Source organism: Spirulina sp. CCNP1310, from assembly GCF_034932185.1.
Taxonomy (GTDB): Bacteria; Cyanobacteriota; Cyanobacteriia; order Cyanobacteriales; family Spirulinaceae; genus Spirulina.
Genome location: NZ_JAYGHW010000002.1, coordinates 42243 through 59880, shown reverse-complemented (window position 1 = coordinate 59880; position 17638 = coordinate 42243). Strand labels below are relative to the sequence as shown.

Annotated in this window: 19 protein-coding genes and 1 pseudogene; 9 read left to right on the top strand and 11 right to left on the bottom strand. The window is 50.7% G+C overall.

What is annotated here, in order from left to right:
• Positions 1–10: 10 nt before the first annotated feature.
• Positions 11–1129 carry an NADH-quinone oxidoreductase subunit NuoH gene (nuoH, locus tag VB712_RS00910; RefSeq protein WP_323251176.1) on the bottom strand — a complete coding sequence of 373 codons (1119 nt, stop codon included), beginning with the start codon at positions 1127–1129 and terminating at the stop codon, positions 11–13.
• A gap of 203 nt (positions 1130–1332) precedes the next feature.
• On the opposite strand from nuoH, the gene VB712_RS00905 reads away from it, so the two are divergent.
• Complete coding sequence (locus VB712_RS00905; protein ID WP_323251173.1) at positions 1333–1944, top strand: CP12 domain-containing protein; 612 nt, start codon at positions 1333–1335, stop codon at positions 1942–1944.
• A 231-nt stretch (positions 1945–2175) separates the two neighbouring features.
• Here the strand turns inward: VB712_RS00905 and VB712_RS00900 are convergent, their stop codons facing one another.
• Positions 2176–2382, bottom strand: a complete 207-nt coding sequence (locus tag VB712_RS00900; RefSeq protein ID WP_323251171.1) for a hypothetical protein — start codon at positions 2380–2382, stop codon at positions 2176–2178.
• Between the two features lie 287 nt (positions 2383–2669).
• Here VB712_RS00900 and VB712_RS00895 point away from each other — a divergent pair, with 287 nt between their 5' ends.
• Both VB712_RS00895 and VB712_RS00890 read left to right on the top strand, forming a co-directional pair.
• Positions 2670–3944, top strand: a complete 1275-nt coding sequence (locus VB712_RS00895; protein WP_323251169.1) for a pitrilysin family protein — start codon at positions 2670–2672, stop codon at positions 3942–3944.
• Positions 3945–3964: 20 nt separating this feature from the next.
• Complete coding sequence (locus tag VB712_RS00890; protein ID WP_323251167.1) at positions 3965–5227, top strand: pitrilysin family protein; 1263 nt, start codon at positions 3965–3967, stop codon at positions 5225–5227.
• Here VB712_RS00890 and VB712_RS00885 read toward each other — a convergent pair.
• Positions 5224–6159 carry a DUF1517 domain-containing protein gene (locus tag VB712_RS00885; RefSeq protein ID WP_323251165.1) on the bottom strand — a complete coding sequence of 312 codons (936 nt, stop codon included), beginning with the start codon at positions 6157–6159 and terminating at the stop codon, positions 5224–5226. The two genes, VB712_RS00890 and VB712_RS00885, sit on opposite strands and share 4 nt — an antisense overlap.
• An 84-nt stretch (positions 6160–6243) precedes the next feature.
• The gene (locus tag VB712_RS00880) at positions 6244–6648 is read right to left on the bottom strand and encodes a hypothetical protein (protein ID WP_323251163.1); all 405 of its coding nucleotides are present in this window, start codon (positions 6646–6648) and stop codon (positions 6244–6246) included.
• A gap of 110 nt (positions 6649–6758) precedes the next feature.
• Between VB712_RS00880 and VB712_RS00875 the strand changes: the two genes are divergently transcribed.
• From VB712_RS00875 to murJ, 5 genes are all read left to right on the top strand, one after another.
• A complete protein-coding gene (locus VB712_RS00875; RefSeq protein ID WP_323251161.1) occupies positions 6759–7217 on the top strand; it encodes a response regulator in 459 nt (152 codons plus the stop codon).
• A gap of 84 nt (positions 7218–7301) precedes the next feature.
• On the top strand, positions 7302–7676 hold the full coding sequence (locus VB712_RS00870; protein WP_323251159.1) for a response regulator: 375 nt from the start codon (positions 7302–7304) through the stop codon (positions 7674–7676).
• A 144-nt stretch (positions 7677–7820) separates the two neighbouring features.
• Positions 7821–9500, top strand: a complete 1680-nt coding sequence (locus tag VB712_RS00865) for an N-acetylmuramoyl-L-alanine amidase (protein WP_323251157.1) — start codon at positions 7821–7823, stop codon at positions 9498–9500.
• Entirely contained in the window at positions 9500–10447 is a 948-nt protein-coding gene (holB, locus tag VB712_RS00860) for a DNA polymerase III subunit delta' (protein ID WP_323251154.1), read from the top strand. The genes VB712_RS00865 and holB overlap by 1 nt, the downstream gene beginning before the upstream one ends.
• Positions 10448–10567: 120 nt before the next feature.
• Positions 10568–12160: a murein biosynthesis integral membrane protein MurJ gene (murJ, locus tag VB712_RS00855; protein WP_323251152.1), complete on the top strand. Its 1593-nt coding sequence runs from the start codon at positions 10568–10570 to the stop codon at positions 12158–12160.
• A 43-nt stretch (positions 12161–12203) separates the two neighbouring features.
• Here the strand turns inward: murJ and VB712_RS00850 are convergent, their stop codons facing one another.
• The 4 genes from VB712_RS00850 to VB712_RS00835 all read right to left on the bottom strand — a co-directional run bounded on the left by VB712_RS00850 (position 12204) and on the right by VB712_RS00835 (position 13978).
• The gene (locus VB712_RS00850; protein ID WP_323251150.1) at positions 12204–12386 is read right to left on the bottom strand and encodes a hypothetical protein; all 183 of its coding nucleotides are present in this window, start codon (positions 12384–12386) and stop codon (positions 12204–12206) included.
• 283 nt (positions 12387–12669) lie between these two features.
• Entirely contained in the window at positions 12670–12933 is a 264-nt protein-coding gene (locus tag VB712_RS00845) for a hypothetical protein (RefSeq protein WP_323251148.1), read from the bottom strand.
• A 257-nt stretch (positions 12934–13190) separates the two neighbouring features.
• Positions 13191–13607 (bottom strand): transposase, encoded by a 417-nt coding sequence (locus tag VB712_RS00840; protein ID WP_323251146.1) that lies wholly within the window; start codon positions 13605–13607, stop codon positions 13191–13193.
• The gene (locus tag VB712_RS00835) at positions 13604–13978 is read right to left on the bottom strand and encodes a helix-turn-helix domain-containing protein (protein WP_323251144.1); all 375 of its coding nucleotides are present in this window, start codon (positions 13976–13978) and stop codon (positions 13604–13606) included. Before VB712_RS00835 ends, VB712_RS00840 begins: the two co-directional genes overlap by 4 nt.
• 223 nt (positions 13979–14201) lie before the next feature.
• On the opposite strand from VB712_RS00835, the gene VB712_RS00830 reads away from it, so the two are divergent.
• A complete protein-coding gene (locus VB712_RS00830; RefSeq protein WP_323251143.1) occupies positions 14202–14513 on the top strand; it encodes a type II toxin-antitoxin system VapC family toxin in 312 nt (103 codons plus the stop codon).
• Positions 14514–14783: 270 nt separating this feature from the next.
• On the opposite strand, the pseudogene VB712_RS00825 reads toward VB712_RS00830, so the two are convergent.
• The 3 genes and pseudogenes from VB712_RS00825 to VB712_RS00815 all read right to left on the bottom strand — a co-directional run.
• Positions 14784–15506 (bottom strand): annotated as a pseudogene (locus VB712_RS00825) (cysteine desulfurase family protein); the annotation flags it as partial.
• Complete coding sequence (locus VB712_RS00820) at positions 15503–16045, bottom strand: DNA sulfur modification protein DndB (RefSeq protein WP_323251141.1); 543 nt, start codon at positions 16043–16045, stop codon at positions 15503–15505. The gene VB712_RS00820 and the pseudogene VB712_RS00825, both read right to left, overlap by 4 nt.
• Positions 16046–16209: 164 nt before the next feature.
• Positions 16210–17607: an HNH endonuclease domain-containing protein gene (locus VB712_RS00815; protein WP_323251139.1), complete on the bottom strand. Its 1398-nt coding sequence runs from the start codon at positions 17605–17607 to the stop codon at positions 16210–16212.
• Positions 17608–17638: the final 31 nt, after the last annotated feature.

Genomic DNA, 17638 nt, shown 5'->3' with positions numbered 1-17638 from the left:
ACAATGAGAGTTAGCCCCCAAAGGCAAAGGGGAAAACGAGTTTCAGGGCTGCGGTTAACAGCAAATTCACCAAGGCCACCGGCAGCAAAAATTTCCAACCCAGATCAAGGAGTTGGTCAATGCGCACCCGGGGCAGTGTCCAGCGCAGTAAAACTGCGAGAAACACCAGGAGGTAAGCCTTGAGAATCGTCATGATGATGCCCAAGGAAGCGGTGATCACCTGGAGCCAAGGGGTAGTTTCACTAACCCCGATCCAGCCCGCCAATTGGTCAAGGGGAATGGGAAATTCCCAACCGCCTAGGTAAAGGATGGCGACAATCAACGCTGATAGCACGAGGTTGATATAGGAGCCGACATAAAAGAGGGCGAAACGCATCCCGGCATATTCCGTTTGATAACCGGCGACGATTTCTTCCTCGGCTTCCGGGAGGTCAAAGGGGAGCCGTTCGCATTCCGCCAAGGCGGCAATCCAAAAAATCAGGAAGCCCACCGGCTGCCGCCAAATATTCCAGCCGAGGATGCCATAGCCGGATTGTTGTTCGACAATATCGATGGTGCTGAGGCTGTTGGACATCATCACGACGGCGAGGACGGCGAGGGCTAAGGGAATTTCATAGCTAATCGATTGCGCCGCTGCCCGGAGTCCCCCCAGGAGGGAGTATTTATTATTGGAGGAATAGCCGGACATCAGCAGGCCGATGGGGGCAATGCTGGAGAGGGAAATCCAGAGGAAAATGCCCACGTTGAGGTCGGTGATCAGCAGATTTTGACCGAAGGGGACAATCAGGTAGGAGAGGATGACGGGAATCACCACCAACACCGGGCCAAGGGTAAAGAGCCAGGGGTCGGCTTTGTTGGGGACAACATCCTCTTTAAAGACGAGTTTGAGTCCGTCAGCGACGGGTTGCAGTACGCCCAGGGGGCCGGCAAATTCCGGGCCGATGCGCTGTTGGGCGGCAGCGGAAACTTTCCGCTCAAGCCAAACCGTGACGAGGACTCCCACCACTGCACCGATCACCACCAGGATCATCGGGAGGGGAATCCAAAAGGCACGGGCGAGATCGTGGGGAAGTCCAAATTCGGTTAGGGTTTGGATAAAACTGCCTTGCAGATCAATTCCAGAATTCATGATTTCAGGGCGTGAGTGGCGGTTAGACAGGGGGTGGCCCTGCGGTTTGATTTTCTGACTACCCAGTATATCGCGGTCTGTGGCTTGGGCTGATCTGTGGAAGGGGCGATCGCCCCCTAAAAATATTGCAAATTGTCTATTCTGCTTGCTTTGGCTGACGTTGCCAGCAAACAATGATAGGTAAAGTGTCGAGGAAAAAACTGATGAAAGCCTCTGAAATCATGACCACCGATGTTGTCACAATCCGTGGCTCTGCCACCGTTGCCGAGGCGGTAAAGCTCATGAAAAAAAAGGGTCTGCGGGCCTTAATTGTCGATCGCCGCACTGAGGAAGATGCCTATGGGATGGTGACGGAAACCGATGTGGTTTACAAAGTAACCGCCTATGGTACTGACCCAAAACAGGTGCGGGTGTTTGAAATTATGACCAAGCCCTGCATTGTGATTAACCCGGATCTAGCGGTGGAATATGTGGCTCGCCTCTTCGCCAATACCGGGATTCGCCGTGCGCCAGTGATTCAAGACAAGCTTGTGGGAATTGTCTCAATCACGGATATTCTCCAAAAGGGCGATTTTGTCGAAAAACCGAAAGCCCTATCCTTAGAGGCGGAAATTGTGGCGGCCCGGGATAAAGCCCGTGCTCTTTGTGCCGAAAAAGGCGTTTCCTCCCCGGAATGTGCTGCGGCTTGGGACATTGTGGAGGAACTCCAAGCCGAGTCAGCCCACCAGCGGGCGAAAAAACTGGTGAAAACTCACTTTGAGGAGTACTGCGAGGAATACCCCGAAGCCATTGAAGCCCGGATGTACGACGATTAATTTGACGATTGATCTGCGGCAAAAACCAACCCCCCTCCAATGGGAAGGGGGTTGGTGTTGTGGTCAAAAAACCTAGAAAAGATAAAGCACTTGGGAGTCTTGCCTTGTTTCGACCCCAAGTGCTTATTCAACTTTACTCCTCACACTCAAGTAATAGAGTAACGTTTAATTGAGATTTGTCAAGGGATTTGAGATCGATTTTTGATAAATCCGTCGAAAGCGGGGCATCCTTCAGCCAAAAGACTGAGTGATGCGGATCCGGCCCCGGAGCACAGCCCGCAAAATCCGATCAACGGTGCGGCGCTCTTCGGGGGCTAACGTTTCATCTAAAACCGCTGCCATCAGACCATAGCGATCGCCAAGGGTTAAGACCCCTGTTTCGGCGACAGAGGCGAGAATTTCATAAATTGCACCGGGAACGAGTTCGATCGGGGTCATGGCTTGCAGACCTCCATGGATTGCTTAACTCTATCCTCCTGTGTTTATGACAGAATCGGGGTGATTTGTCTGAGGCGATCGCTGTGAGTTTGGTAGGTTCCCCCATTGACGACGGTTACAGACCAAGATTGATGAAAATTACGCTCCATCAGTGATCCCGGCAATGAAGCCTGGGTGATATTCCTCACGAATTCGGGCATTTTGTATCAGATCGATCAAACGGGGATCATTCCCGCCGCTACACTGATTAAGATAAGCTCCCCTCACTTTATCGATCCATAAATCCATTGCAACAACTCTCCAACCTGTGCAAAGCGCCCCTTTTTCCTGCGGAAGCCATTCGTCTCAGTAATGGTTTAACGCTGATTCATCAATACTTACCTGCAACCCCTGTCGTCGCGGTGGATGTGTGGGTGAAGGCGGGAGCCAATGCCGAACCCCAGGATTGGCACGGCATGGCTCATTTTTTAGAGCACATGATTTTTAAGGGCAGTGAGGAAGTCCGCCCCGGAGAATTTGATTGGATTATTGAAACCAGTGGCGGGGGGACGAATGCGGCCACCAGCCACGACTATGCCCACTTTTTCATCACCACCGCAGCGGAATATCTCCCCCAAACCCTCCCCTACTTTGCAGATATCTTGCTCCATGCGGCCATTCCCGATGAAGAATTTGGCCGGGAGATGGATGTGGTGATTGAAGAGATCCACGGTTGCTATGATGATCCCGATTGGCTGGGGTTTCAGGCCCTCTGTGAGACGATTTATGGTCAATCTCCCTATGGGCGCTCGATTTTAGGGACGGCGGAGCAGGTGCGGCAGCGATCGCCCAATCAGATGCGCTGTTTCCATCGCACCCATTATCAACCGGAAAACATGACCGTCGTCGTCGTGGGAGGTATGGAGCGGGAGGGGGTGATGGCGTTGGTGAGTGAGGCCTTTTGTCATTTTGCCGTCCGCTCCGAATGTCCCCCTGTCATGGCCGACCCCAAACCCCAACTGAGGGAAATTACCCGCACGGAACTGCGGTTGCCCCGCCTTGAACAGGCGCGGCTGATGCTGGCTTGGACGGGCCCTGGTGTCGATTTAATGGATGTGGGCATTGGTTTAGATATGTTATCGGTGATTCTGGCGGGGGGGCGGTCTTCGCGGCTGGTGCGGGATTTGCGGGAAGAGCAGCAACAGGTTTGGGATATTGGTTGTGAATTTTCCCTCCAAAAAACCGCCAGTTTACTGACGATCAATGCTTGGTTAGAAGCTGATGCCTTACCAGTGGTGGAGGCCGCGCTGCAAAACCACCTGACCCAGCTACAAAGGGAGCCGATTACATCAACGGAGTTAAATCGTGTGCAACGGCTGCTGTGCAATGACTATGCTTTTTCTACGGAAACGCCGGCCCAATTGGCGGGCCTCTACGGCTATTACAACACCATTGCTCAAGCGGAACTGGCGGTGACATACCCCACCCGGATCCAACAGATGACCCCAGAAATTCTCCAACAGATCGCCCAAGACTATCTCACTCCGGACTGCTATGCCGTTACGGTGATGCGCTCCCTTTAACCTTTTTTGCTCGCCACACCATGTCTGCCCAACCCATCAGTCTGACCCGTTTAGAGAACGGGATCACCGTGATCACCGTTGATAATCAAGCCGCCGATTTAATCGCCGCTCGCTGTTTTTTCCGGGCGGGCGGCCGCTGGGAAGCCCCGCACCAAGTGGGGATTTCCCATCTGTTGGCGATGGTGATGACTAAAGGCACCCAAAGCCTTAGCTCCGCAGTTATTGCCGATCGCGTCGAATCCGTGGGGGCAAATTTAGGCACTGATGCCACGGCGGATTATTTTACCCTGGGCTTGAAAACCGTCACAGGGGATTTTCCCGAAATTTTGCGTCTTGCGGGGGAGATTCTGCGATCGCCCAGTTTTCCCGCCGCAGAAGTGCAATTGGAGCAGCAATTGACGCTCCAAAATATCCGCGCCCAAAGTGAACGCCCCTTTAGTGTTGCTTTTCAACAACTGCGTCAGGCCATGTATGGCGATCATCCCTACGGGTTTTCGATATTGGGAACCCCAGAAACCCTCAGCCGTTTGACGGCGGCGGATTTACATCGCTATCACCGTACCTATTTTCGCCCGGATAATTTGGTGATTAGCCTTTCGGGGCGGATTGAGTCCGAGACGGCGATCGCCCAAATTACCGCCGTCTTTGGAGATTGGGCCATTCCCGATGCCCCCTTGCCCATTGCCCCCCCACTGCCGCCGTTGCCTCCCCCCAGTACCCACACCATTGACCAAGCCACACAACAGGCGATCGTCATGGTGGGTTATCCCGCCCCCGCTGTCCACAATTTGCCGGACTATATTGCCCTGAAGGTGATCAATACCTACCTGGGCAGTGGCCTCTCCAGTCGTCTCTTTGTCGAGTTGCGGGAAAAGCGGGGTCTGGCCTACGATGTTTCCGCCTTTTACCCCACCCGCTTTAGTGCATCGCAATTTGTGGCCTACATTGGCACAGCCCCAGAAAATGCCCAGGTGGGTTTTGAGGGCTTGGTGGCGGAGATTGAGCGGCTCTGTCAGGTTTCCCTTACGGAAACGGAATTGCAAGCCTCGAAAAACAAACTGCTGGGGCAGTATGCTTTGGGCAAGCAAACCAACGCCGATCTGGCCCAACTCTTTGGTTGGTATACAATCATCGATCTGGGCATTGAGTTTGATCAGAAATTTCAAGCAGCGGTGAATCAGATCACGCCGGATCAGATTCAAGCCGCTGCCCAACGGTATTTTCAAACTCCTTACATTACGATTGTCGGGCCAGAACCGGCCCGAGAACCCTTAGCCCTTTAAACCAAGCTCAGGTCGGGGTAATGGGCGAGAATATCCTCGGTGGTGAGGGTGTCCTCGGCGGCTTGGGGTGTCCAGAGGATTTCTACCGCCAGGAGGCGATCGCCCCCGATGCCACTAATCTGCTGAACCGCCGCTTTTAAGCTCGGAGCATCCTGCACCTTCGGCAGTTCCAGTTTCCCTTCAATGCCGACAATCAGTGTCACGACGAGATATTCCCCTACTTCGGCTCGGACTTGTTGGGCTAAGGAATCGTTCTTGGCCTGGGCTTTCAGTTCCAACTGTTGGAGTTGGCGATCAACATTGGAAAGGGTCTCAGCGGTGAACTTACTCCGCTCGGTTAGGGCCAATTGGTTGAATTGCGATTCTGCGGCACTCAAGGGGGTGGTTTGGCTCCGGGTTGCGCCATAAACCCAGTAATCAGGATGGCGGAGCAACGCTAGGCCGGTGGCTTGGAGGAGTTGAGCGCGGCCACTACTGGTTCCGGTGTCAGCGGTGCGGGCCAATTCCGCCAGATCTGCCTTGAGTTCCTGGGCTTGAGCCAGCAAACCCACTTGAACCTGAGCCACCGTCACCGTCGGATCAGTGGTTTGATCCTCACTCTCCCCAAAACCATTTTTACGGAAGGCATTGATCACAAAATTGAGGATCGTAAAGCCAATTAAGAGGGTAAACAGGCCGCCAAAGCCGCCGCCAAAGCCAAAGAAAGGAATTAAAAACGGAAAACCAAAGCCTCCACCGCCATAGCCGTAGCCACCGGGACGAGTAGCGGGAGCGGAGCGACTGGGGAGGGAGCGGCTCGGAGCACGGAAGGAGCCTCCCCCCATGCGGCCACCACTGCGGGCCGCGAGGGCATCATTCCCCGGGCCAAAACTGAGGAGGAACACCAGACCCAACATCAAGAGGGTTTTCAACAGGGGTTTAAGTCTTTTCATGGCTTGCAAAAGCGTGTTTGTGATCAGTGAGATCGGGGACATGGGCCCGACCTTCCTCCATTGTAGGAAGTTTAGGGACGGCCCCTAACGGCGGGGGGAGCGCGATCGCCGAAATAGAGAGGGCATCGCGAAGAGACTATGCCTTGGCCGCTGGGCATTTTGTCGCCGTTTCTCCTCCGCAATCATCCGTAACTGCTGGGCTGTTTCAATATCCGGGGCGTGAGCACGACGGCGGGAGGGCTGCCCATCGCTAATCGGGCGGATCACGCGGCGATCGCCCTCATCGAGCAGTTCTGGACTGGTGAGATCCCCATTGTGCCACCAACTGATAATCCAAATACTGGCTCCACCGGATACGGCTCCCACAATTAAATTGAGCAGGAGCGGATACCCCAAATAGGTCAGGGAAATGCCAAAAAACAACCACATTAACAGTCCCGTGGCCACCTTTTGGCTCAAAATCCGATGATCCTCGGGGGGGGCAGCCATCATTTCACGCCTTTTTCACAACTTTTTCACAACTGTGGCTTTATTGTAGGGCCAGCACCGGAGTATCGAATTATCATTGCGATCTATCCTAGGGGAGTGCCATCTGATTCATGTGTTTAGCCATTGCACCAATTGACTCATCCTCCCGCCTTAACCCAACCCCTGCTCTGTTAGCCCCCACGACGCGCCCACACCATCCCGACCGTTGCGATATTCTGATTGTCGATCCAGAGCCGGATATTCGGCAGATTGTGCAAACCAGTTTGGAGGTGACGACCCCTTGGTCTGTTACGGCGACTCATTCCTACGCTGCGGGGGCCAAACTCGCCTTTAGCCTTAGCCCTCGGGTATTGCTGTTGAACCTCCCCTTAGGGGCGGTTCCCCGCTCCCATTACCTGCGGCCTTTTCAGCAACTGGTGGCTAGCCAGAATATTCATTGGGTGGTGATGGTGGATCGGGTGCGACCGAGCGATCGCCAGCACTTGCTAGACTGTGGGATTGATGGGATTATTGCTAAACCCTTTGACTGTGATCAACTGGTGGCCCTGTTGTCCCAATGGTTAGACTAATCCCATCGGTCTACCCTCAGACCTGCAAGGAATTTGGCCAGACTTGGTACAATTCTATGCTTGGGGCTGTTGTGAGCAAATGCCATGGGAAATCGAACGATTTTAATTATTGATGATGAAGCCGACATCCGCGCTGTTGCCCAGTTAAGTTTAGAAATTAATCACGATTGGCAAGTGCTAACGGCAGCATCGGGGGTGGCAGGCTTGGCGTTAGCGCGGGAGCAATGCCCCGATGCCATTTTGCTGGATGTGATGATGCCGGATCTCGATGGCCCAGCTACCTGGGCTTTATTGCAGGAAGATCCCCGCACTCAAGCTATTCCCGTCATTTTTTTAACAGCGAAAGTTCAGGCCGCCGAGCAGCGCCGCTACGCTGAATTGGGGGTGAAAGCGGTGCTAACCAAACCCTTTGATCCGGTAAAATTGGGGGACTTGATTGTGGAAGCCTTGAGTTGGTAGCGATCGCTATATTTCCCTCGCCCCATGGGCGGATTTTGATCGATCATGGCGTTGCTCCCTCTAGTATGGTGAGGGGTGGAATTGCCCTGGGTTAGAGGCGATCGCCCCTCAACCCTTCTAGCGGATTTTTAAAGGAGTTTTCCGATGAAATATGGCATTGATATGGGACATAACGCCCCCCCTGACGTTGGCGCATCCTCCCGCTATGGCAGCGAAGACCGTCTGACTCGCGAAGTCGGAACCCAGGTGATCAACAAATTGCGGGCCCTCGGTCATGAAGCCGTGAACTGTACGCCCACCAGTGCCACCAGCGTCATGGACTCCCTCCGCAAGCGCGTCAACACCGCCAATGCCAACAACGTTGATGTGCTCATCTCTCTTCACTTCAACGCCTTCAACGGCAACGCCCACGGCACAGAAATTTTCGCCATCAGCGATGCCGGCCGCCGCATCGCCCAACCCATCCTCAACAACATCATCGCCCTCGGCTTCGCCAACCGGCAGATTAAAAACGGCTCTCACCTCTTTGTGTTACGCAGCACGAATATGCCCGCCATTTTGGTGGAATGCTGCTTCATTGACTCTGAGCGAGACATGAAGCTCTACAACACCGAGGATATGGTGAATGCCATTGTCCGCGGCCTTGCCGGTCGCCTCCCCCCCACCACACCAGCCCCGACCACAGGCACAACCACAGGTACAGGCACAGCAACAGGGGGCCGGGATAATCAAGTCCTCAAACTGCAACAGTCCCTCAATAAACTGCAAATCCCCGACAGCAATAATCGCCCCTTAACCGAAGACGGCATCACTGGCGCGGCGACCCAATCCGCCACCCAGCGCTTTCACCAACTGATGGGAATTAACGCCACTGGGCAACCCGTTTCCCTGACCTGGAAAGCCCTGGATGAAATCATCTCCCAACCCGTACTGCGCCCCAACCATGCCGAAGGATCAGCGGTGCGGTATTTGGAATATCGCCTTGGGGTGACGGTGACGGGGGTTTATGACGATCGCCTCAATGAAGTCGTTCGCAACTTCCAACGGCAGCAAAATGTCAGCGTTGATGGCATTGTTGGCCCCCAAACCTGGGGCCTACTCATGGGTCAACCCATCCCCGCCCTTTCCTTAAAAATTATCCGGGATACCGTTCTCAAGCAAAGCACCCTCGATAGTAACCAAATCACCGACCCCAACCTCAAACACGAAATTAAGCAGGGGGAAGAAATTCCCCTCCACAGTTGGTCAGAAGAAGGCAACCATGTCCGCGCTGCCTTTAACAATGTGACGTTTAAAGGCTTTAACACCTGGTACGCCTTTAGTGATCATGTGGAAATTTGGGAAGGGGGGGAACCGTTAATTGTCGAAACCGCTGTGGAAGAAGCGCCCCAAGTTGAGACCCGTGCCGATGCTTTTAACCTCCCTGGCTATACGAGCACGTTTTTCCTCAGCAACCCGATTATTCCCAATGGTAATTTCACCTGGCGGGAAGCCCTCCACAATGGCCAACGCATTCCCCGCTTTAAATCCCATGTGGATAATATTATCGCCCTTGCCCAACGGCTTCAGGAGGTGCGGGCCCGCTTGGGGGGTTTCCCGATGACTGTTACCAGTTGGTATCGCCCTGAACCCTGGAATAGTCGGGCTGGGGGGGCGCGGAACTCCCGCCACCTCACCGGGGAAGCAGTGGATCTGTTGCGTTCTGGGATGACGGGGCGGCAGATGGCGGCGCGGCTTCAGGATTGGCCGGGGGGGATGGGAACCTATACCCATTATCCCAATCTGCTCCATTTGGATATTCGGCCCTACCGCGCTCGTTGGTAATGGCTGGGTTTGAGGGGTTGAGGGGTCAGGGGGCGGCGATCGCCCTCTTAGAGGCGGCCTTAAGGCGCGATCGCCTCGCTCCCGCCTACCTTTTTGCCGGCCCCCCTGGGGTGGGCCGGGGCATCGCGGCCCGCATTTTCAGCGCTCAACTCCTCTGCCAACACCAACCCCCCCAACACCATCCCCAAATTATTCACAAAGTCACCGCCCGCAACCACCCTGATTTTTTCTGGGTGGAACCCACCTACCAACAGCAAAACAAACGCTTCACCGCTCAAGAAGCAGAAGCCGCCGGTTTAAAACGGAAAACACCGCCGCAAATTCGCATTGAGCAAATTCGCGAAATCACGGAATTTTTAGCCCGTCCCCCCCTGGAGGCGGTGCGATCGGTGATTGTTCTAGAAGGGGCGGAAACGATGGCCGAAGGGGCGGCTAATGCGCTGTTGAAAACTTTGGAGGAACCGGGACGGGCAACGCTGATCCTGATTGCCCCCAGCCCGGAGCATCTCCTCCCTACCCTCGTCTCCCGCTGTCAGCGCATCCCCTTTTATCGCCTCTCCCAGGGGGATTTAATCACGGTCTTAACGCCTCTCCAACCGGAAATCACCCAAGAACCGACGCTGCTCAATCTCGCCCAAGGCAGTCCAGGGGCGGCCCTGGAAACTTGGGCGCAGCGGCAAACCATCCCCGCCCCGCTTTTGGCCCTTAGCCAAGACCCCCCCCAAACGCCTAAACAAGCCCTGCTCCAAGCCAAGGCGATCGCCACCGACCTCGAACCGGAGGCGCAACTGTGGCTCTTGAATTATTGGCAACAGGAGGATTGGCAACGGCGGCGCGACTCTGAGCGTTTGCAAGCCTTTGAACAGGCCCGCCGCGCTCTCTTGGGTTACGGCCAACCCCGCTTACTGTGGGAATGTTTGCTGTTATCACTCCTCGCCAAGGGTTAGGATGGGCTGCAAATTGCAGTACATTGATTCAGGACAGCAGCATTGGGGGGCGTGGCTGGATTGTGGTCACGACTGACGATGCAAACTGACATCCATCACCCTTGAATTTGAGCATCCTTCATGGCTCCTAAACGTTCCCTCGCAGGCATTGCCGGTATTGTGGCCATGGCCACGCTGATTAGTAAAGTGTTTGGCTTGGTGCGGGAGCAGGCGATCGCCGCCGCCTTTGGGGTGGGGCCGGTGGTCAATGCCTACGCCTACGCCTACGTGATCCCCGGCTTTCTGCTGATCCTCTTGGGGGGAATTAATGGCCCCTTCCACAGTGCCTTAGTGAGCGCCTTGGCAAAACGGGACAAATCGGAAGCCGCTCCCATTGTCGAAACCGTGACCACCTTCGTAACGGGGATTCTCCTGCTCGTCACTGTTGCCCTCATCCTGGCCGCCGGCCCCTGTATCGACCTCCTCGCCCCCGGTTTAGATGATACGACCCGCGCCATGGCGGTGCTGCAACTGCGGATCATGGCTCCCTTAGCCATTCTTGCCGGATTAATCGGCATTGGTTTTGGCACACTCAACGCCGCCGATCAATATTGGTTGCCCAGCGTTAGCCCCCTGTTTTCCAGTATTACCCTCATCGGGGGGGTGGGGTTTTTGCTCTGGTGGTTGGGGGATGCGGTGAATGCGCCGGAATATGCGCGGTTGGGGGGGTTGGTGTTGGCGGGGGGAACACTTTCCGGGGGAGTGCTGCAATGGTTGGCGCAGTTGGTGGCCCAGTGGCGATCGCAATTGGGAACGCTGCGCCTCCGGTTTGATTGGCGCATTCCCGGTGTAGCCGATGTCCTCAAAGTGATGGCCCCGGCTACCCTTTCATCGGGGATGCTCCACATTAATGTTTACACCGACCTCTATTTCGCTTCGGCCATTGCTGGGGCAGCGGCGGCGATGCGTTACGCCAATTTCATTGTTCTCACCCCTGTGGGCATTCTCTCCAACATGATCCTCGTGCCGATGTTGCCGGTGTTTTCCCGCCTCACGGCTCCGGAGCAGTGGGATGATCTCAAAGTTCGCATCCGTCAAGGGTTGCTACTAACCGCCCTCACCATGTTGCCCCTAACGGCGATCTTCATCGCCCAAGGGGGGCCGATTGTGCGGATTATCTATGAACGGTTTGCCTTTGATGCGGAGGCATCCCGGTTAGTTGTGCCGGTGTTGATGGCCTACGGGTTTGGGATGTTTTTCTATTTGGGGCGGGATGTATTGGTGCGGGTGTTCTATGCTTTGGGGGATGGGGAAACACCCTTTCGGGTCAGTGTGTTTAATATTTTGCTCAATGGCGTTTTAGATTATCTCCTTGTCGGCCCTTTCCAAACCCCCGGTTTGGTGATGGCCACAGTGGGGGTGAATATCACCTCAATGGTGATTTTTATCGCCATCCTCCATCGCCGCCTCCGGGGTTTACCCTTGGGGGAATGGGGCTTGATTTTATTGGGCTTAATTGGCTGTACGGTGGCGGCTACTGCTGGAAGTTGGGGGGTGAATTGGTTGTGCGATCGCTGGTTTGATCCCGATCAATTATGGGTCGTCTTAATGCAATTAACCCTCGGTTCTGTGGTTGCTTTGGGAATCTTCACCGGGTTAGCCCTGCAATTCAAACTCCCAGAATTAACAATGCTGCAAACCCGCCTCCAAGCGAAATTCCTCCGCCGGGGCTAAACCCTTGGGGCGATCTAACAGTCAAGTTATGCTGATGTAGAGCTTAGGGGTAATTATTGGGATTCTCGATCACTAATCCTTCGCTCAATGCACATTGGTTTAGATCGTTGTCGGCTGAAACGAAATTGACCACAGGCAGATTGTTTGTTAAGCATAGAATATTCAATTCACGCCCTGAAGCAAGTTGAACGGCATCATAGCCTCGCAAAGCATATAACTTAGCCATGCTCATTGCTGTTTTAATGATTTTCTCTGAAATTTCAATAACCTGATATTCGGTCTGAAAATCCTGTTTAAGCTGATCACAAATCGCTATAGAATCAGATATACTAATACTCCCACCTTTTGCTCTACGGGTAATTGCAGAAATAATTTCTACACCTGCAATAGCAGCTATAAAAAAACTGATGATCTAGGCTGGGATCAAAAAGACGGCAAACCCAAGTAGAGCCAGTTTCGCTCACATAGCGTTTTACCAACGCACTGCTATCCAGATAATAGATAGCCATTTAGCGGCGCTCCTCAAGAATCGTTTCAGATAGAGAACTACCTTGTACGGAAACTAAAGATAACCTAGGTTGTTGCTTCAGAGAGCCTTGCCTGACATAGCAAACTAGACCTGAGTCAACTAAGGAACTGTAAAGCTGAGTGAGTCTAGTGGGTTCATCTAATGCGTTAAGACGAACTGGTATTGCTTGACTTAGCTTTTGAAGCTCATCCAATTCAAGGGTTTCAAGCTGAGTAATGAGTTGAACAAGAGTTGCTTGTGTCATGATGGGCAGATCTACAGCGATCGCAAGGTAGCTTACCCTGGAGGGCGTTGTCAAACACTGGCGGCTTAATTACGATTTTCGGTATCTCAGTCGCAAAACTGAGGAGTTCTCTCTCGATTATAGCAGTCCTATTTGATTTATGAAAACACCCCGTATTCATTCATTTTCTCGAAATTAAACACATCTAGCCTGAAAAACTGCTCAAATATTGCTTTGAGTGCCGCAAAGCACGGGCATAAACCAGACATCCGCCTTAGCTAATTTTTAGCCTGTAGCCAGACATCTTCAATGGGATTTTGACTCGGATCGTTCGGCGCAAATCGGACACAATGGATCTTCCATTCGTTCTCGTCTAAGCCTGCATTGACTTCGCCCAGAAACGCTTGTACCTCTTTGGAGCGATGGTAACTCGCCCCATCCCACAGAATTAGTAATCGCTTTTCTGGCCATTGCTTTTGCAGAAACTTCATATAGGCAATGGTTCCCGCACTATCTCCTTTTTCCTGTGCTTGCACCAGTACCTGTTTGCTCTGTAAATCTAATGCTCCGTAATAGGTTTGCCTTTCCCGTTCGTTCACAATCGGTATCTCCACCCGCTCACCCCTTCGACCCCACACATAGCCTTCTAAGTCCCCACTCATTAGATGACATTCATCGGTAAATAGTACTCTCAACTCTCCTGCTTCAATCTCCTCTCGGTGGTCTGCCAGTAACCGCTCGAGTTCGACTTTTTTTCCGCAACCGCCTTCGCATCTGCTTTTGGGTTCACTTTGCTTGTCTTTTTCCAACTCAGACCCGCTGCTTCCAGCAGGTCATAGTAACTTTGCTTCGACTCGTACGCTACGTCGTAGGTCTTCGCAAGATGATACTCTAATTCACTTAGTTCCCAGAGCGCTTTGCTCTGTAACCACTCCAACACCGCTTCTCTTTCTTGCGGTGTTAAATAACTCTTACGCCCTTTGTGCTGATGGCGAAATCCTGCTAAACCGTTCCGTTCATAAGCTTGTTTCCATTTGCTCAATGCACCCAGGGACACATCCAGCATCGCCGTGATTGCTTCATAGCCATAGTTTTGATATCAGCTTGACCGCTAGCGCTTTCTTCACTTGACGAGCATCTCGCTCTGTGCGAATAAAGGCTTTGAGTTCTTGAATCTCAATGGTTTCCACTGGTTTAGTCTGGGGAGCTAGTATGACCATCACACCTCGGTATCACTTGTTCAACATCTTCCGTAATTATACTGATACATTTTCACGAGTCAAGCAGGATTGCTATATGAAGAACAAATTAGAGGCAGACTCAGCTTTCTATCTCAAACCAAAACCATTGAACAACAGATCATCGCCTATAAAGGACTACAAACAACAGCAAAAGACTATTGCCATATTCCCATTTTACCCTTCGATTATCCGGCTGCTATTGAACATCAACACCTTCGGAAAACCTACCCTCGTTTAGGAAATATGGACTTAAAAATAGCTGCCATTGCTCTGGTTCAAAATGCCACCCTCCTAACTTGTAATCAGTCCGATTTTGGCATCATCCAAGAACTCTCTATCGAAAACTGGTCTATCAACTAAATCAACTCCACAAACCGGGTTGCCCCCATCCCCCATTTCCCCCCTAAATTCCCCCAAAAACCCGGTTTCAAACTGACTAAAAATTTATCACTTTGCCTACACCTGCAAAAACTCCTCCCACGTCACCGACCCTAAAGCCTCCGTTAGAATTGGTGCAGACTTCCTGTGGCGATCGCCCTCGCCCCACCGTCACGCTCCGCCCACGACTCACGTAGGGGCGAAAAATCTTTGTGCCTCCGGCAGGCTTACGCCAACGCCCCTGTTTTGGGATTAAAGGAGAGCGCGAATTTGGGCAATTTCTTCCTGAAGTAAATGAGCGGCGGTCTCAATTTCGGCATCTGTGGTAAATTTGCCGATCCCGATGCGGATCGCGCCTTCGATGTATTCGGGAGGGAGGTGCATGGCTTGGAGAACATGGGAGGGCATTTCTACGCCGGAGGTACAGGCGGAACCTGTGGAGATGGCGAGGCGATCGCCTACTCTGGCGGTGATGGCGCTGTTGGGAATGCCGGGTACGGAAAAATGGAGGTTGCCCGCAAGGCGGTGATGGGGGTCGCCGTTGATCACCAGGCGGGGGATCAGGTCTAGGAGCAGGGTTTGGAGGCGATCGCGCTGCAATTGAATCACAGTTTCATCTTTTGCCATTTCTTTGTTGCGCCAATGGCAAGCTGCTCCCAGGGCAACAATACCGGGAACGTTGAGTGTACCGGGGCGGAGTCCCTGTTGTTGATTGCCTCCATAGATCAGGGGATCGATGGGGTGGCTTCTGTCTAGGATTAATGCCCCGATGCCTTTGGGGCCATAGATTTTGTGGGCGGAGAAGGCGAGCATGGTGATGCCCCAATCTTGAATATTGAGGGGGATTTTGCCGGTGGCTTGGGTGGCATCACAAAGGTAAGGAATTTGGTAGTGGCGGGCGATCGCTGCAATGGTTTCGACGGGATAAATCGTGCCTACTTCGTTATTGGCGGCCATGACACAAATTAGGTCTAGTCATTACTGATTGATTTGGCATGACGAGTTAATGTTGAAAATAGTCGCGTTGTTCTTTGAACACCAGCAGGACTAGATTCATGCTTTAACAAAATTACAGAAATTTCTTCATTTCTTAGTTCTGGCTTTTCTTTAACTGCCATTTGGATCGATCTTAAGCGATGCCTTCCATCAAGGACATAAAATATTTCACTACCATCAAAACGCAATAATCCAAATCCATAACTATGTTTTTCGCTTGAGTCATCAATTAGCTCATATTCTTCATTGATGCGAACAGGTGAAAATTCCGGATCTCCTCCATGTACTGCCACAACCAAAGCACCATAAAATCTTTGTGGATTATTTTTGAGATAGGAAACCATTTCTTGTTGAACTTGATCTGAAATTTCTTTTTGGATCATGCTATCCAAATCTTGATCAAAGCAAATTTCATCTACTAATTGACACTGACTAGCTATTTGCCCTAGCTTCATAACGGTAACATAATAAACCCAGTCACCCATATAAGCTTGTAAGACAGGAAAATATTGAAACATGATTTCTCTTTAGTGATTGTTTGGAGAAGGCTTTAGATCGAAAATGCTTTTTAGATCAAATATTGTCACAACTTCATTAAAAACATATTAACAAATGCTCTTTAATGGTGTCAACTCAAATTAAAAAAAGGTGACTTACTTTACATTTTCAAAAGCCCGCTTACCTAGCCAATCATTTGGTTTTTGCTAGTATAAAGCCAGTTTGCTACAAATCCTTGATTTTCAGCTAAGGCTATTAAAGGCTTAACTGTATTTTCATAGCTTTTCAATAAAAAATTAAAATCCAATAGATTGTCAGGATCATCAATTCTGAGATCAGTAATAAAAGATTCAACTTCTTTTAGCCATTTAGACCGTGAAAAATGCTGGGCAGAAACGGTTAAACCAATATGTTGCAACCTAACAAACTTTTCAAAATATTGTGATGCAGGTAGATTGTTAGATTTAGCAGAATTAACAGATCTTGTCGTTGGAATCAAATTCCACGGTTGATCATGGGCAACAAATGACCAAGGCAAATAGTGATCAAGCGAAATGGATTCTAGATCTAATTTAGTTTGGGAGTAAATACAGTCAATGTCTTGATGCTTTAAAACAGCTTTCCAGTATTTGATAGGTTTCGCCAAAGAATCTCGCTTCTGTGGCATGAAAAGTTTATTAACCAAATTAGGAATATTCGGGTTTCTTTTTTGCATATAATTCAACCATTCCCAAGAAGCCCAGCCGCGAACAATTGCATAATTTTCTTGTAAGTATTTAATCCAATCCGGATGTAATAAAATTTCGCTGCTATCTTTAAAATTTGTTGCATTAAATCGATAGAGAGGCTTATAGATTTCAAAGTATTCAGTAGCAATTCTTGGAGTTTTTTCTACTACTTCATTACTGACATCAAATTCTCGTAATTTTTCAACTAAGAAAGGTCGAATAAGCCGAAAAGGGACATTTTTTTTGAAGTGGGCGATGATTTGCTTAAGGTTATTCTGTTGAATCAATCGTCTTAAGCTAGATTTATCTGGATCAGTAAATTTTAAAATCGGTTCAGTAATTTCTAATTGTAAAGAATCGAGTCTATCGGCAATTTGATCTTGTATGCCAAAAGACAATTTAGAATAACTATGAGAATACCAAGCATTTGCCAACATTTCAATAATAATGTTTTCAAATGTAATCGACGTGAAAGTTTTAAATTTTTCTCGTTTTAAAATATCTAATAATGACAAGAAAAATAAATATTTATAAGAATTTGTTGTGCTGCTAAAAATTTGAGATAACGCAGCAACATTAACTTTTTCTGAGTTAGGTAATTGTAAATTATTCATATTCAATTGTATTCCTGCCACATCGCCCAAATAAACCTGAACAAACTTTTGTGATGCTGATGGATTAATTTCCTTTAGAACTTGAACAATCGCAGCAACTGTTTCGGCTGTTGGATCTATTCTTTCGTGAAACCAGCGAAAAACAATTGGACGTTCAACACCCAACATTTTTGCCAATTGACTTTGGCGGATGTTGTACAACTCTAAAACCTGCTTTAGTGCTTGTCCTGCTTTTCCCATAACTTTCTATTATCACAGATTCAGAAAAAAT